A 15,548-nucleotide genomic window follows, 5' to 3' on the forward strand; every position below is an offset into this window, starting at 1 on the left:
GCTCGGCCCTTCGTACCGGCACTCGGGGACTCCTCATCGTGAGGCGAGCTTTTGTTACAGAAAGCGACTTTGGTTTGGATGCAGGCAAGCTTTTCTCTCTTGCCCTCTCCAGGTCCAATTTCTCTCTTGCCCTCTCGAGTTCCAGGAGGTCGATGTATGAGTCGTCAAAGGCCTCTACGTTCTTCCGCTCCTTGCTCCGCAGATGGAAATACACCAGCGCAAACGCCAGTATCATGATTGTGGTGATCGCACCCGTTATGTGCTGGCTGTCGGCAAGCAAACAAACAACAGCAGCCGCGCCGCCAGCTATAGCCGCCCCGGTGACACTTGCCCGGAAAGGATCATATCTAGGCGGCGGGGCAACCGAGTCTGCCCGTCGCCTGGCGTCGAAGCTAATGCGTGAAGCATCCAATCTGACACCTCCCGGTATCAAAGATATTTTAGCATCCTCTAATTAAATGAGGAACCACGCAGGCCATCGTCCAAAAGGCTGTGTTTAGGCAACTCCTAGCGGTCGAGCGCATGATGGTGACGGCAACGCTCACGTCTCGTTCTACATTCGCGCGCGCAAGGCTAGATCGACCCGCCGCTGCCGCGAATGGGGCGGCTTCTTAAATGCTTGAAAGAAATTCTAGAGCCGTGGCGTCGGGTTCCGGCGGCCCCGGCCCCGTGTTGGTGCCAGACGACTCGGCGTAAGTCCCACTGATCGACCTTCTGAGCGCAGTTTCGGCAGTTGTAGAAATGGCCCCTTCTCGAGAGAGGTCGCCGCTACACCTTTTGCTACCTTCCTTCGTTCATAGGGGTGTGTTCAGGTTATATTAGCAATACCGTATATATCGGCAGACCGGCGCCGCACCCGCCTCGCCGGTTAGGCCCAGTGGTTAAGTCCGCCAGCCCCCTGGCAACCGAGCCGCTGGGCCGCTGCATTAAATCTCTGGCTTGGCGCTTCCGAAGGTCGCTTCCAGTCGCGGTTGCGCTCCCGCTGCTGGCCCTCGTAGTCGGGAATGAAGGTGAAGAACACCGGGCGCCGATCGCGACCCGCGGCCTTGCAGTGCGAGCAGCCGAACAGGCCGACGAGATCCTGATGCATTGAGCCGTGATCCGGCCCAAGGCGGTCTGTGAGCGCCTGGGTATCGAGCTTGGTCGACTTACAGCACATCGGGTGCCCGCAATTAACATAGATAGTTTCGCGGGCGGCCAGGGTGTCGGCGAGGGTCTTTTGGGGCATGGCGAACTCCGTTGAACGGCCGCCGCAACAGAGGATTATATTCCTCGCCTCGATCTCGATGGCAAGGGTTATTCGGGCAGGCCAGGGTCGTAATGTACAATCGCGTCGAGGATCTTTCGATAGAGGCTGTCGACCTCTTCATCAATTTCACCCCGCTTGATGCCGAGCGCCTTGGCGTCTGCGATCAGTTTGTGCGTGAGTTCGTCAACGGAGATGACATCGGCCTTCGTCGTGTCGGGGACGTTGTTGGCCAGCCATTGATCCAGGAAGTTGATTCCGCGTGTGCTCATAAGAACCAGCCGAACGTCAGGCTGACCATCACCACAGCGATCAAGATTGAGAGCGGCACCGCGACAAAGAGCCCTGCCTCTAAAAGTCGAGTCTCTTTCTCACTGAACATGCGACACCCATTATGCATTTGCGTGAGCTAGGAAACTCGGAGCGCCTGTTTCCGTTCCACCGCTTCGCCTGCCGGCGTCGCGCATGATTAATGCCGCGCTTTTAATTGTGGTTGTCCAACAAGATAGCAAGTTTTCTGGTTACGGCACTTTCTACAATCAGTTCCTCCAAACCAATGTCGCCGACGCGCGAATTGTTGACGCGACGCCTGATTACTCGGAGTGCTTCAGATATCGAAACTGCGGTGGTCTTCGCGTGATCATCCAGATAACGGCCGACTTCAATCACGGCATCTGCATCGATGTCGAATGGCAATTCTCGCATGGCACCCTCCTGCGCGGCACCCGAACCTTACGAGTATACAACTGCCGGCCGAAACGCAGCATCATCAATAAGCAGGAAGCCCACGCTTTTTGACGCGCAAGGGGCAGACGTAGAAGCAGTTAGCGCAACCCCTGCATGATGAACTGGTAGATCGTGCCGATTTCTTCGTCGATCTCTTGGCCGGCAATGCCTTGGGCTACCGCCGCCTGTTTCGCATCCACAGCCATATCGATCACAAGCAGCACCGGGTCAGTGATCGGATCGTCCGGCAAATGGTCCGATATCCAATGGTAGAGAAAATCACTACCGCGCTTGCTCATTCTTCCCGGAAATCCTGCAGCGAGGCATGCCGCAAGTCTTCCTCGCCGCGGAGATGCTTCACGCGGCCGATCAGCCCCGGCTTGACCCATTGTGTCGCTGGTCGCCTCATGCCCTTTGGCGCCGCTCCTGCGTGGTCCTGGACGCGTTTCCAGAGACGTTCGCGCATTTCCCGGTTCAGGGTGATGAAGGCGCTGCCGACATAGCGCCCGGTGCCACGCTCGGCCATCAGCGCGAAGGCCGGCTTTCCCGGCTCACGCTCGACGCCGAGCAGTTCATATTCGTCGATGGTATATGCCTTGAGCTTCAACCAGGCCGTCGATTTGCCGCTCCGGTACTTACTGTCTTTGCGCTTCGAGACCATGCCCTCCAGCCCGGCCTTTTCGACCAGTTCGAAGATCGCCTTGGCATCGCCGGGCAGCGCGTCGCTGAATTGGATGCGAAGGCCCGGCGGAATTATCGCATAGAGCCCGGCCCGGCGGTCTTTGAGCGCCATATCGCGAAGATCGTATCCGTTGAGGTGCAACAGATCGAAGGCCACGAAATAGAGAGCGTGCTGCCGGCTGGTGATTGCTTTGCGGAGTGCATGGAAGTCGGACAGGCCAGCCTCATTCGTGACGATCACCTCGCCGTCGATGATGGCGCTTTCGACGTCTAGATCGCCGGCCGCCTTGGCGAGATCCCAGTATTTCGACGTCCAGTCGAGGCCGCGACGGGTGAATATCCGCACGCCTTCGGAGTCGATGATGACTTGGGTGCGGTAGCCGTCGAACTTGACCTCATGAATCCAGTCGTCGCCCTCGGGTGGCTTCTCGACCAGGGTCGGCATCAACGGAGGGATGAACTTCAAACGCATGCACAAGACCCGCAACCAGGATTCAATTAGCATGAGCTGAATTAGTTCCGGAAGATTTTAACGAATCGTTGACCGCGCTGTCCCAAAATAGGACGGCGCGGTCAAACCCCAACCGGGCTGCGCAGGCGGCTCCGGCAACCCCTTACCCAAGCCCGAGTGTCGGAGCCGCTCCTCACACCCTCCTGATACCAGCAATGGTTGAATCAACGGTTACGGCAATTGCTTACAATGCGTTGCCGAACGCCGGTTTTTCGACGTTCTATCGTCCGGCATTTGGCCGATTTCCTTGACCATCGCCAGCGATTTGCTGGCAACTTTTCACCGGCTGGGAGCAGTGAAGCGGTCGGAGTCGGCGATCTGCAACATGTTAAGTGGGTCCGAGTCGTACTTGGCGCCGAACCAGTCATCATACACAATGCGAATCGCAAATGTCGCCCGCGGTTTCCAAAAGCTTTGCTGCGGATCCATGTGCGTCATCCCAAATGAGCATGACGTCCTGTCGCCGTTTTGGAGGAGCGGGATTTCCGTCGAATGGTGGAAACACGCCAGCCATCGATTTTGGTTATCCTCACTGGCACCGGCTCCAAGAGCCGCTTTGAGCCCCGCTTGGTCGTAAACGATCAGGCGGATATTTGTCGCCGGAATGGATCCAGAATTCAGCACCACTAGCTTATAGGCGATCCCATTGTTCCCGCCGCTATGAGTTTTAACTGTAGCCGTTACGATCGGGCGAAACTGACGCTTCCAAAAGTAGAAGGACATACCCAGAGCAAGCAGAGATATGGCCAGCGCTGCAAGCGCTATTAAGGTGTCCAAGTCGATCTCCTTCTTGTATTTAGCCCGCCGCCTAACGGTAGCGGGCCTCTTCAAGGCGAAAGCGCACTTGTTTCTTGAGCAATCCTGGTCGCCCCTCCCCGGTCAACCATGGGCTTCTTTGAGCATTTTCCCTGAAGCGGGCCGCGGCCGATGGAGTGCAAACCGAATCCGGAATGCAAGATGGTCAAATGAGGTAGATTGCAGGCCTCCCGGGGCGATGACAGTTATGCGCAATCGCTAATATACGGAACATCCATGGAGATTGCCGGAACCAAATAAGGCCGATCAGACCTTTGCACTAAGCAGTCTGAGACCTTGGTCCCTATCAGTTTTAGGTAGGAGGACAGGAGATTTCTGCCGCGTGGATTTGAAGTGTATCGTCGAATCCCATTGAACCCGCCGTCCGGCTGTAGGCGGCCTAACGGGTCCTGTGGTGTTCTTTTGTCAATCCGGGCCTCAGCCTCCGGCGATAACCAGTTCCGTCGCTAGCCAGAAGCCGGACGCCATGAACAGGCCAACCACGATCACAAATATGAAAAGCCGCATGCGACGCCCCCGCCGTTTGGCGTTCTACGATGCTGCCTCGAACCGGTTGAACATCGACGAAGCCGCGGCCCATTTCGGACCGACAGCGTGCCCGCTTCGCCTTGAAAAATACCGTCATCGCTCCACCAAGTAGCGTATTCTTTCGTTCCAGAATCAATCGCCACAGTGGGTCCGGAAGGCATGTTCTAACCTCTGATTTGATTGGATTTCTCGTGAGCCAAAATCAGAACCTCTCCATATAGTTCCGAGGTAGGCAACCAGGCGAACTTAGCGGCTACTGAACCTCCATCCAAGCTTAATCCGAAGCAAACTCGGCCAGTTCGTCAGTGGCCTCTTGAATACCGTACGCAGCCGCTTGTTCGAGCCAACGGCGACCGGCCACGGGGTTGTGCTCCCCGGCGAGACCTCTGGAGAGATATCGGCCAAGCATGAGTTGGGCTTGGCCATGCCCAAGCTCAGCTGCGGCGGCGAACCATTTCTGCGCCACCTTCTGGTCGAACGGAAGGCCCTGGCCGGCTTCGCACAGCGCTCCAAGCGCAAACATCGCACCGGCGTGACCTTCGCCGGCCGCCTGCTCGAACAGTCGCACCGCAGCAGCCGGCGAACTCGCACCTCCGCGCCCGTTGAGCAGCATCTCGGCAAGAGCCACCCGCGCGTCGAGCATGCCAGCATCGGCTGCACCGGCAAACCAGACGCGCGCCTGCTGGAGGTCGGCCTCTACGCCGCGCCCATCCTGAAGCATCCGCGCATACATATATTGTGCCTCCGGCACCCCTTCGGCGGCACGCCTCAGCCAGTGTGCGGCTTGCCCTTCATCCTGCCTGACACCAACGCCCTTGGCGAAGCACAGCCCGAGATTGAACGCCGCGATAAGGTCGCCCGACGACGCGGCCGCCTCGAACCACTCGGCAACGCCTGTGGTGTCGTCAAGCTCGCCGGTCCCTCCGAGGAGGAGATTGGCTAGGTCGATCCGCGCTTCCTGGTTGCCGCTGTCTGCGGAAGCGCGCAACCAGCGCCTCCCTTCTTTGTCATCCTTGGCAACGCCGTTTCCCGTCAGGTAGAGAGAGGCAATTGCGCGAGCGGCGGCCTGGTGACCTGCCTCTGCCGCCCGCAGGTACCAGTTTGCGGCCTCTGCGTAGTTTGGAGGCCGGTCCTTCACATAATGATCGCCGAGGAGATAGGCCGCTTCGCTGTTACCCGCCAAAGCGGCGCGCCGCATCCAAGCTTCCCCGGCTGCCGCGTCACGGTCGCCGAGTGCACCGTCGATGAGTGCCAAACCAAGCCGGAACTGGGCCGAGGGAAGACCTTTTTCCGCAGCGGTCTGATACAGTCTTGCGGCGGCCGCAGGGTCTTTCGACATACCCAGCCCATGCTCGGTTATGACGGCGAGAAGATAGATAGCGGTCGGCAGGCCTGCGTCGGCGGCGCGTCGGATCTCGTTGGCAATCCTGCCCCGCTCGGCGGTCCCGCCACGCCGAGCCAGCGAAAGGGCAAGTCCGAGGGATCCTTCAGCACAACCGGCTGCGGCGGACTGCTCATACCAGTGGTGCGCTGCATCCGCGTCGCGCATCGGTTTGGGACCGCTTGTTAGGATGTAGCCGAGGATTGCCTGGCCGGTTGCCGAACCGGCCTCGGCGGCTTTTTTTGCAAAGTCGCGCGCTGCCGCGAAGTCCGCCTCGCCCGAGGAATCTCGATCGAACAAGCGCTCCGACCCAAGGCCTTTGCCATCAGCGTCCGCAGGCACCAACCCTGTCACGTAGAGTGCGGCGAGAAGCGCCTGCGCATCGGCACTCCCGCGGTCGGCTGCCCGCCGCAGCCAGCGCGCTCCCTCCATTCGGCTAGACGGCACGCCCGAACCTTCCAGATAGCAACGCGCGACCCGAAATTCCGCGTCGACTATCCCGGCACGCGCGGCGATGGCCATGAGCGGAAATGCCTCGGCGTGCTTTCCGATGTCGTAAAGATGGATCGCCCGGCGCAGGGCTGCCGTCGGGTTGACGAGACCGGTCAGCCGATCCAGAATTGTCATCGATCCAAGCCCCAGATCACTCCGTTTATCGCCTGTTGCGCCGAGCCTAAGGCTCTCGCATCGCTTCCTGGCCGATCGGCAGCATGGCCCCAAGAAGGTATTTGAGCACAGTGCGTCGACCGACCTTGACGTCGGCGGTTACCGGCATGCCGGGACTGACGGCGAAACCCGCTGGAACACCGTGCAGGGCGACCTGGTCGATGGAAATCTGCGTGCGGTAGAACGGTTCGGCATCGGCGGGCAGCATCGACAAAGAGCTGTTCGGGTCGCGCGCTTGTTCCCGCGCCGAGAACGAATCCGGGCTAACCGCGCGAACCGTGCCATGGGCGAGGCCGTATTGCGAATAAGGGAAGGTGTCGAACTTGATGACCACGGGGTCACCGACATGCACAAATCCGCTGCTCCGGCCGACGATGTTTGTCTCGATCTCAAGTTGCGCGTTTGCAGGCACGAGGGTGATCAGCCGATCACCGGACTGCAGGACCGAGCCAACCGAGACCTTGGCCACCGATTGAACGATGGCGTCTGCTTCGCTTTTCAACTCGACCAACTGCTTGCGCAGTTTTGCTTTGTTGAGGAGTTCGCGCGCATCGGACATCCGCGAACTCGCCTCCGACAGGCTCTGCGAGACTTCCGCGCGCCAATTCTGAATGTAGCCGTCGCGTTCGGCGGCCACTGCCGCCTGCTGGAGCTTGGCGGCTTCGGCGGTCTGCTGGGCATTGCCGAGCGCCCGGGACATTTCCGCGCGATTGTCTTCGGCAAGCAGTGTGTTGAGGCGACTGCCAACCTGCCTTTTTTCGAGCTGCTTGCGCATGTCTTCGATCGAACCGGCAACAGCGAGCCGCTGACGGTAGCCGTCAGCATCCGACTGCGAGCGTGAGATCACGGACGAGAGTTCGTCGCGCTGGCGGTCAAAATTCTCAACCTTTGCATCATAGACGGCCTTGCGCCGCTCGAAGATCGACGCCTGCAAGGTCCAGCTTGGGTCAAGACCGTCATAGTTGAACGCCTGGCCGTCGGCCTCCGCCTTCAACCGTGCGACTTCGGCCTCAAGCGTCGAAACCTGCATCGCCAGGGCCGAGAGATCGGCTGAGGCAAATGTCGCATCGAGCCGGGCAAGCAACTGTCCAGCCTGCACATGCTGCCCTTCACGAACGTCGATAGAGCGCACGATCGCTGTCTCCAGCGGCTGCACGACGATGTTGGGCGATTGTGAGACCACGAGCCCTCTGGTCGTCACGACCTGATCGACCGGTATCAGCCCCGCCAGGACGACCAGGACGACCACCAGGCTGGAAATGACCCAGACGATTCCACGCGCGGCGCGCGGGATCGGCGCGTTCGCAATCGCCGTCGACGGCCACTGGAATTCGAGAATGGCCGGAGACGTTGGATCGCTCGTTTTCGTCCGGCGCCAGCGGGCGGGACGGATGGTGAGTGAGGTGCTACTCATGGGCTGCCGCAGCGATCATGACTAAACCAACCTCGGGGGGACGACAGCCGGACGCCCGTTGCGGCCGTCCAGGTGCCTATTCTGCTGCGACCACAGCTGGCGATAGAGCGCGCATCGTTCGAGCAGGACAGGGTGCGGCGCAACGTCGAGCACCTTGCCCTGCTCCATGACCAATATCTGGTCGCACTCGGTCAGCGAGGAAAGCCGATGCGAAACGATGATCATCGTTCGCCCGCTGGCAATGCGCATAAGGTTGGCACTGACCACGGCTTCGCTCTCCGGATCGAGTGCGCTGGTCGCTTCATCGAGGATGAGGATGGTCGGATCATGGATGAGTGCGCGTGCGATCGCCAGCCGCTGCTTCTGACCGCCCGACAAATTCGGCGAGCCTTCCTCGATGTAGGTGTCATAGCCATTCGGCATCCGCTCGATGAATTCTTCAGCACCAGCGAGGTGAGCGGCACGCATGGCGTCGGAAAGGGTCAACCCTGCGCGCCCGGCGATGATGTTGTCACGGATCGACCCACGGAACAGGAAGTTATCTTGCAGGACCACGCCGAGTCCCTGGCGAAGGTGGCGCAGGTTGATCTCCTTGAGGTCGACGCCATCCAGCTTGAGGAACCCACTGTAATCGCGGTTGATACCCTGCAGGAGGCGCGCGATGGTCGATTTTCCCGACCCGCTGCGTCCCACAATGCCAAACATGGACCCTGCCGGGATGTCGAAGCTGACCCGGTCAAGGGCCGGTGTCTTGGTGCCGATATAGCTGAAGGTCAGATCCTTGAAGCTGACCTCGCCAACAAGCTTTGGCCTCAGGCCGATAGAATTCGAGCTACTCTCGAGCGGCCGATTGAGGACGGACGCCGCCTCGCCGATCGCCGCACCGACCTCTTCATAATCTTCGACCAGCCGCGCCAGCCCGACCAGCGGCTGGGCGACGCGTTGGGAGATCATCATGAAGGCAAACAGGCTACCGACCATATAGCCCGAGCTGTCGTTCATCGCGAGATACGCGCCGATAAGCATGGTGCCGAGCACCATCAATCGTTCGATCGGCGTGACCAGGGTCTGCGGCCAGCTGGCGAGTTGCCCGAAGGCGAGACGCGCCCTGCCCGCTTCAGCCACTCGCTCGTCCCAAAGCGCCTTGCGTTGCGGCTCGAGGCCGAGCGCCTTCACCGTCTTGATGCCGACCACGGTTTCGCCGAGCGCGGCCGACTTCCAGGTCTCGGCGTCGACCACCTGCTGATACCTGCGACGCAGCGGCTTGAGGAAGGCGAGGATGATCAGGAGGATGACGACCGCGCAGGCAATGACGATCCACGCCAGCGAGGCATTGATGTAGAACATCACCGGTACCAGGACGCAAAGCGTGATCAGGTCCAGGAACGTGCTCAGCAGTTTTCCGGTCAGGAACTCGCGGATGCGATAGACTTGGGCCAGATGATACATCGTCTCGCCGGCCGGATGGCGCTCGAAATAGTCGAGCGGCAGGCGCAGCAGCCGACTGAACACGTGCAGTTGCAGCTTGATGTCCAGACGGGCGCCGACGACGTTGATGATCATTCGCCGGGCGTGACCGAGCAGCGTCTCGTAGGCGAAGACGACGGCGATGATTGTCGACAGCAGCACCAGCGTCGAGATGCTGTTGAACTGCAGCACCTTGTTGACCAGCGTCATGACGATCAGTGGCGGCAAAATGGTAAGAACGCTGAGCGTGAACGAGGCGATGGCGACATCGCGCAGGGGTCGCCCTTCGACCCGTACCAGTTCGACGAGCCAGCGAAGGCTGAACGGCGCATCCGCCGCGACCTCGGATCGAGCCGAGCGCAACAAGACCGCATCGCCTGTCCACACCTGCGACAGTCGTAGCTCGTCGATGGCCGTGGCTTCACCGTCGTCTGGTGCGTCGGCGCTTTTCAGGAAAATGACGTTCCGCTCGGCGCTCGCTCCGGTCAGGAGAGCCGCACCGCCATCGCTGAACAGCAGGACGACCGGTCCAGTGTCCTGAAAGCGCAAGAGGTGGGACCAGCGAATGTGGAGGGCGCGCGACCACATGCCGCCGTTCTGGGCCCACTCGGCGAGGTCGGAAGCGGTTGGAACCGGACTTGCGCTTGACGGCCTGAATTCGTTGGGGTCGAGTTCGACGCCATGGTAGCGGGCGACACGCACCACCGCCTTGAGGCGTGGCCCTAACTGGTCGAACTCGACGGGGCCGCCGGAGGCCCGCGCCGCCGCGTGGCCGCCGGCCTGATCAGTTGCGCCCTCGACTTTGGTGCCGGCGCGGATCGAGACCGGCTGGCTTTCGGCGTTTACGGGGACGTTCACCATCGACTTCTCATCCGGTACGCAGGGCGACGGGTCAACAATGGCCAGACTGAGGCGTTTCCCATGCAGTATTGTACTCCGAACTGATCGGCTGCGCGAATCCCGCTTTCCCGCAAAATCTGCGCGTACGTTGCCATCGGCGGTCTCTCGTCAAATTCCTGTTCATTCGTGCGGCTTCAAGAGATCCTTCATGGAGGTCTTGGCGGTGTGGTCGTTGCTGGCGTAGCCGGCGCCGGGCTTGGTCTGGTCCGAGGTAAGGTCCGTGCTCGCCCCGGACGGCTTGTTCTGGTTGTTGCCGAATCCGCTGATTGTCTTGAGGACATTCAGCAGGTCTTTGGTCAACGAAGTCGACGCAAGGCCGATCAGTTGGCCGAGCGACGCATTGCCGCCGGAACCGCCGCTGCCATCAGTCGAGCCGGACTGCAGGAATTGCGTCGTGTCCTTGAGCCCGAGCGTGCCGGCCGTGACGTTGGCCTTGTTGCCACCGTTTCCGTTGCCTTGGCCACCGGCGGAGTTGCCCTGTCCCTGATGCCCGCTGTTGTCGCCATTGTTATGGCCCGCGGAGTTGCCGGGCGCGTCCTGTTCTCCGTTGCCGTGGCCGTTGTTGCCATGACTACCAGTGTCACCGCCATCTGAACCGGTTGCCCCGGTCGGGCCTGTCTGGCCTTGCGAGCCGGTAGCGCCAGTTGCGCCGGTGGAGCCAGTCGAGCCGGTTGCTCCGGTCGAGCCCGTTGCTCCAGTCGAGCCAGTTGCCCCAGTTGAGCCAGTCGCTCCGGTCGAGCCAGTCGCTCCGGTCGAGCCAGTCGCTCCGGTCGAACCCGTCGCACCCGTTGCCCCAGTTGAGCCAGTTGCCCCGGTCGAGCCAGTCGCTCCGGTCGAACCTGTCGCTCCAGTTGCTCCGGTCGAGCCGGTTGCTCCGGTGGCACCGGTCGAGCCTGTTGCTCCGGTTGCCCCAGTTGAGCCCGTCCCACCGGTATGGCCAGTCGCACCAGTTGAACCCGTGGCACCGGTCGAGCCAGTCGCTCCGGTATGACCTGTCGCACCAGTGGAACCCGTAGCACCCGTCGAGCCAGTCGCTCCGGTATGACCTGTCGCACCTGTGGAACCCGTGGCACCGGTCGAGCCAGTCGCACCGGTATGACCTGTCGCACCGGTCGAGCCCGTAGCACCCGTCGAGCCAGTCGCTCCGGTATGGCCCGTCGCACCAGTTGACCCCGTAGCGCCGGTCGAGCCTGTCGCCCCGGTATGACCTGTCGCACCGGTCGAGCCCGTAGCACCCGTCGAGCCAGTCGCTCCGGTATGGCCCGTCGCACCAGTTGACCCCGTAGCGCCGGTCGAGCCTGTCGCACCGGTATGACCTGTCGCACCGGTCGAGCCCGTCGCACCCGTCGAGCCAGTCGCTCCGGTATGGCCAGTCGCACCCGTGGACCCCGTAGCGCCGGTCGAGCCAGTTGCTCCGGTTGCCCCAGTCGAGCCAGTCACTCCGGTATGGCCAGTTGAACCCGTGGCACCGGTTGCACCCGTCGAGCCGGTTGAACCAGTTGCACCGGTATGACCAGTCGCGCCAGTGGAACCCGTGGCACCGGTCGAGCCAGTCGCTCCGGTTGCACCGGTATGACCTGTCGCACCGGTGGAGCCAGTTGCACCCGTCGACCCAGTCGCTCCGGTATGACCTGTCGCACCAGTGGAACCCGTCGCACCCGTCGAGCCAGTCGCTCCGGTATGACCTGTCGCACCAGTGGAACCCGTCGCACCCGTCGAGCCAGTCGCTCCGGTCGAGCCAGTAGCACCTGTGGCGCCGGTTGCACCAGTAGAGCCCGTGGCGCCGGTTGCTCCAGTCGAGCCTGTGGCACCCGTATCGCCGGTCGCGCCTGTGGCTCCGGTAGCTCCAGTCGAGCCCGTATCGCCAGTCGCACCTGTGGCGCCGGTTGCTCCAGTCGATCCCGTGGCGCCGGTATCGCCGGTCGCGCCTGTGGCACCGGTTGCTCCAGTCGAGCCGGTGGCGCCAGTTGAACCCGTGGCTCCGGTATCGCCGGTCGCACCTGTGGCGCCGGTAGCTCCAGTCGAGCCCGTATCGCCGGTCGCGCCTGTGGCTCCGGTTGCTCCGGTCGAGCCCGTGGCGCCAGTCGAACCTGTAGCGCCGGTCGAACCCGTATCGCCAGTTGCGCCAGTTGAACCTGTGGCGCCGGTTGCTCCAGTCGAGCCTGTGGCACCCGTATCGCCGGTCGCGCCTGTGGCTCCGGTTGCTCCAGTTGAGCCCGTGGCACCAGTATCGCCGGTTGCGCCTGTGGCTCCGGTTGCTCCGGTCGAACCCGTAGCGCCTGTTGAACCAGTCGCACCGGTTGAGCCCGTAGCACCCGTATCACCGGTTGCACCTGTGGCACCGGTTGCTCCAGTCGAGCCCGTGGCACCCGTATCGCCGGTTGCGCCTGTTGAACCAGTTGCACCGGTTGAGCCCGTAGCACCCGTGTCGCCGGTCGCACCTGTGGCGCCGGTTGCACCTGTGGCTCCGGTTGCTCCAGTCGCGCCCGTGGCGCCTGTAGAGCCAGTAGCCCCGGTAGAGCCCGTTGCTCCGGTATCGCCGGTTGCACCGGTTGCTCCGGTCGAGCCTGTAGCGCCGGTATCGCCAGTCGCACCAGTGGCACCGGTAGCTCCGGTTGAGCCGGTGGCACCGGTATCGCCGGTTGCACCTGTGGCACCGGTTGCTCCGGTCGAACCCGTGGCTCCGGTATCGCCAGTCGCACCTGTGGCTCCGGTTGCTCCAGTCGAGCCGGTGGCACCCGTATCGCCGGTGGCACCAGTCGAGCCTGTGGCTCCGGTGTCGCCGGTTGTGCCAGTTGAACCCGTAGCGCCCGTATCGCCGGTCGCGCCTGTGGCACCGGTTGCTCCGGTTGAGCCTGTGGCGCCGGTATCGCCAGTCGCACCTGTGGCTCCGGTTGCTCCGGTTGAGCCTGTGGCGCCGGTATCGCCGGTCGCACCAGTTGCTCCGGTTGAGCCTGTGGCGCCGGTATCACCAGTCGCGCCGGTGGCGCCGGTTGCACCAGTCGAACCCGTTGCACCGGTATCGCCGGTTGCACCCGTAGCTCCGGTAGCTCCAGTTGAACCCGTGGCGCCGGTATCGCCAGTCGCTCCAGTCGAACCGGTTGCTCCGGTCGAACCAGTGGCGCCCGTATCGCCGGTTGCACCCGTGGCTCCGGTTGCTCCGGTCGAACCCGTGGCTCCGGTATCGCCGGTGGCACCCGTAGCTCCGGTAGCTCCAGTTGAGCCCGTGGCGCCGGTATCGCCAGTCGCTCCAGTCGAACCGGTTGCTCCGGTCGAACCAGTGGCGCCCGTATCGCCGGTCGCACCTGTGGCGCCGGTTGCTCCAGTAGATCCCGTGGCGCCGGTATCGCCAGTCGCGCCGGTGGCTCCGGTTGCACCAGTCGAACCCGTGGCACCGGTATCGCCAGTCGCACCTGTGGCTCCGGTTGCTCCAGTCGAGCCCGTGGCGCCTGTAGAGCCAGTGGCCCCGGTAGAGCCGGTTGCTCCGGTATCGCCGGTCGCACCAGTGGCACCGGTTGCACCGGTCGAACCCGTAGCGCCTGTTGAACCAGTTGCACCGGTTGAGCCCGTAGCACCCGTATCGCCGGTCGCACCTGTGGCACCGGTTGCTCCAGTCGAGCCCGTAGCACCCGTATCACCGGTCGCACCTGTGGCTCCGGTTGCTCCAGTCGAGCCCGTAGCACCCGTATCACCGGTTGCACCCGTGGCTCCGGTTGCTCCAGTCGAGCCCGTGGCTCCGGTATCGCCGGTCGCGCCTGTGGCACCTGTTGCACCCGTGGCTCCGGTCGAGCCCGTCGCTCCGGTGGCGCCGGTTGCTCCAGTCGAACCGGTGGCACCTGTATCACCGGTCGCACCAGTGGCGCCCGTTGCTCCAGTCGAACCAGTGGCGCCGGTATCCCCGGTCGCGCCTGTGGCACCTGTAGCTCCGGTCGAGCCCGTGGCGCCTGTATCGCCGGTCGCACCTGTGGCACCGGTTGCTCCGGTCGAGCCCGTGGCTCCGGTATCGCCAGTCGCACCTGTGGCTCCCGTTGCTCCGGTTGAGCCGGTGGCTCCGGTTGAACCCGTAGCGCCGGTATCGCCGGTTGCTCCAGTCGAGCCGGTCGCACCTGTGGCTCCGGTTGCTCCAGTCGAGCCCGTGGCACCCGTATCGCCGGTTGCGCCTGTGGCTCCGGTTGCTCCGGTCGAACCCGTAGCGCCTGTTGAACCAGTTGCACCGGTTGAGCCCGTGGCGCCGGTTGCTCCGGTCGAGCCCGTGGCGCCAGTCGAACCTGTAGCGCCGGTCGAACCCGTATCGCCAGTTGCGCCAGTTGAACCTGTGGCGCCTGTAGAGCCAGTGGCCCCGGTAGACCCGGTTGCTCCGGTATCGCCGGTTGCGCCCGTGGCTCCGGTTGCTCCGGTCGAGCCCGTGGCGCCTGTAGAGCCGGTTGCTCCGGTATCGCCGGTCGCACCTGTGGCTCCGGTAGCTCCGGTCGAGCCAGTGGCACCTGTGGCACCGGTTGCTCCGGTCGAGCCCGTAGCGCCTGTAGAGCCAGTGGCCCCGGTAGAGCCGGTTGCTCCAGTATCGCCGGTCGCACCTGTGGCTCCGGTCGCGCCGGTCGAGCCGGTGGCACCCGTATCGCCGGTTGCGCCTGTGGCTCCGGTTGCTCCGGTCGAACCCGTAGCACCTGTTGAACCAGTTGCACCGGTTGAGCCCGTAGCACCCGTATCACCGGTTGCACCCGTGGCACCGGTTGCTCCGGTCGAGCCAGTGGCGCCTGTAGAGCCCGTGGCCCCGGTAGAGCCGGTTGCTCCGGTCGAACCCGTGGCGCCTGTTGAACCAGTTGCACCGGTCGAGCCCGTAGCTCCAGTTGAGCCCGTGGCGCCCGTATCACCGGTTGCGCCTGTGGCACCGGTTGCACCGGTCGAGCCCGTGGCGCCTGTAGAGCCAGTGGCCCCGGTAGACCCGGTTGCTCCGGTATCGCCGGTCGCACCTGTGGCTCCGGTAGCTCCGGTCGAGCCAGTGGCACCTGTGGCGCCGGTCGCGCCGGTCGAGCCGGTTGCTCCGGTATCGCCGGTTGCGCCTGTGGCTCCGGTTGCTCCGGTCGAACCCGTAGCGCCTTCATCGCCGGTCGCACCCGTGGCTCCGGTTGCACCGGTCAAGCCGGTCGCACCCGTGGCACCTGTAGCTCCAGTCGAGCCGGTCGCACCAGTGGCACCGGTTGCTCCGGTAGAG

At 62.9% G+C, this 15,548-nt stretch carries 11 protein-coding genes; 2 read left to right on the forward strand and 9 right to left on the reverse strand.

Translation table 11 applies throughout. The features are described 5' to 3' along the window. Window positions 1-868: 868 nt before the first annotated feature. Window positions 869-1,228 (reverse strand): hypothetical protein, encoded by a 360-nt coding sequence (locus HGP13_RS29735; protein ID WP_172232508.1) that lies wholly within the window; start codon window positions 1,226-1,228, stop codon window positions 869-871. Between the two features lie 68 nt (window positions 1,229-1,296). Then, entirely contained in the window at window positions 1,297-1,518 is a 222-nt protein-coding gene (locus HGP13_RS29740; protein ID WP_172232511.1) for a DUF768 domain-containing protein, read from the reverse strand. 193 nt (window positions 1,519-1,711) lie between these two features. Between HGP13_RS29740 and HGP13_RS29745 the strand changes: the two genes are divergently transcribed. Continuing rightward, on the forward strand, window positions 1,712-2,044 hold the full coding sequence (locus HGP13_RS29745; RefSeq protein ID WP_172232514.1) for a hypothetical protein: 333 nt from the start codon (window positions 1,712-1,714) through the stop codon (window positions 2,042-2,044). A gap of 26 nt (window positions 2,045-2,070) precedes the next feature. Here HGP13_RS29745 and HGP13_RS29750 read toward each other — a convergent pair whose 3' ends face one another. The 7 genes from HGP13_RS29750 to HGP13_RS29780 form a co-directional block, all read right to left on the reverse strand. Continuing rightward, window positions 2,071-2,271 carry a DUF768 domain-containing protein gene (locus HGP13_RS29750; protein ID WP_172232517.1) on the reverse strand — a complete coding sequence of 67 codons (201 nt, stop codon included), beginning with the start codon at window positions 2,269-2,271 and terminating at the stop codon, window positions 2,071-2,073. After that, on the reverse strand, window positions 2,268-3,125 hold the full coding sequence (locus HGP13_RS29755) for an ATP-dependent DNA ligase (protein WP_172232520.1): 858 nt from the start codon (window positions 3,123-3,125) through the stop codon (window positions 2,268-2,270). The genes HGP13_RS29750 and HGP13_RS29755 overlap by 4 nt, the downstream gene beginning before the upstream one ends. 318 nt (window positions 3,126-3,443) lie before the next feature. Then, window positions 3,444-3,941, reverse strand: coding sequence for a hypothetical protein (locus tag HGP13_RS29760; protein WP_172232523.1), 498 nt, complete (start codon window positions 3,939-3,941; stop codon window positions 3,444-3,446). An 841-nt stretch (window positions 3,942-4,782) separates the two neighbouring features. Then, window positions 4,783-6,516, reverse strand: coding sequence for a tetratricopeptide repeat protein (locus HGP13_RS29765; protein ID WP_172232526.1), 1,734 nt, complete (start codon window positions 6,514-6,516; stop codon window positions 4,783-4,785). 46 nt (window positions 6,517-6,562) lie between these two features. Further along, on the reverse strand, window positions 6,563-7,969 hold the full coding sequence (locus HGP13_RS29770; RefSeq protein ID WP_172232529.1) for an HlyD family type I secretion periplasmic adaptor subunit: 1,407 nt from the start codon (window positions 7,967-7,969) through the stop codon (window positions 6,563-6,565). A 21-nt stretch (window positions 7,970-7,990) separates the two neighbouring features. After that, window positions 7,991-10,297: a peptidase domain-containing ABC transporter gene (locus HGP13_RS29775; RefSeq protein ID WP_246707158.1), complete on the reverse strand. Its 2,307-nt coding sequence runs from the start codon at window positions 10,295-10,297 to the stop codon at window positions 7,991-7,993. A 159-nt stretch (window positions 10,298-10,456) separates the two neighbouring features. Further along, the gene (locus HGP13_RS29780; RefSeq protein ID WP_172232532.1) at window positions 10,457-10,636 is read right to left on the reverse strand and encodes a hypothetical protein; all 180 of its coding nucleotides are present in this window, start codon (window positions 10,634-10,636) and stop codon (window positions 10,457-10,459) included. Between the two features lie 24 nt (window positions 10,637-10,660). Here HGP13_RS29780 and HGP13_RS29785 point away from each other — a divergent pair, with 24 nt between their 5' ends. Continuing rightward, window positions 10,661-10,930, forward strand: a complete 270-nt coding sequence (locus tag HGP13_RS29785) for a hypothetical protein (RefSeq protein ID WP_172232535.1) — start codon at window positions 10,661-10,663, stop codon at window positions 10,928-10,930. The last annotated feature ends 4,618 nt before the right edge of the window (window positions 10,931-15,548 follow it).

The organism is Mesorhizobium sp. NZP2077 (assembly GCF_013170805.1).
Lineage (GTDB): Bacteria > Pseudomonadota > Alphaproteobacteria > Rhizobiales > Rhizobiaceae > Mesorhizobium.

Coding starts and splice junctions, on each gene's coding strand:
- HGP13_RS29750 (WP_172232517.1), bottom strand. CDS start 2,271: ATGAGCAAGCGCGGTAGTGATTTTCTCTACCATTGGATATCGGACCAT.
- HGP13_RS29765 (WP_172232526.1), bottom strand. CDS start 6,516: ATGACAATTCTGGATCGGCTGACCGGTCTCGTCAACCCGACGGCAGCC.
- HGP13_RS29775 (WP_246707158.1), bottom strand. CDS start 10,297: ATGGTGAACGTCCCCGTAAACGCCGAAAGCCAGCCGGTCTCGATCCGC.
- HGP13_RS29735 (WP_172232508.1), bottom strand. CDS start 1,228: ATGCCCCAAAAGACCCTCGCCGACACCCTGGCCGCCCGCGAAACTATC.
- HGP13_RS29740 (WP_172232511.1), bottom strand. CDS start 1,518: ATGAGCACACGCGGAATCAACTTCCTGGATCAATGGCTGGCCAACAAC.
- HGP13_RS29755 (WP_172232520.1), bottom strand. CDS start 3,125: ATGCGTTTGAAGTTCATCCCTCCGTTGATGCCGACCCTGGTCGAGAAG.
- HGP13_RS29770 (WP_172232529.1), bottom strand. CDS start 7,969: ATGAGTAGCACCTCACTCACCATCCGTCCCGCCCGCTGGCGCCGGACG.
- HGP13_RS29745 (WP_172232514.1), top strand. CDS start 1,712: ATGATTAATGCCGCGCTTTTAATTGTGGTTGTCCAACAAGATAGCAAG.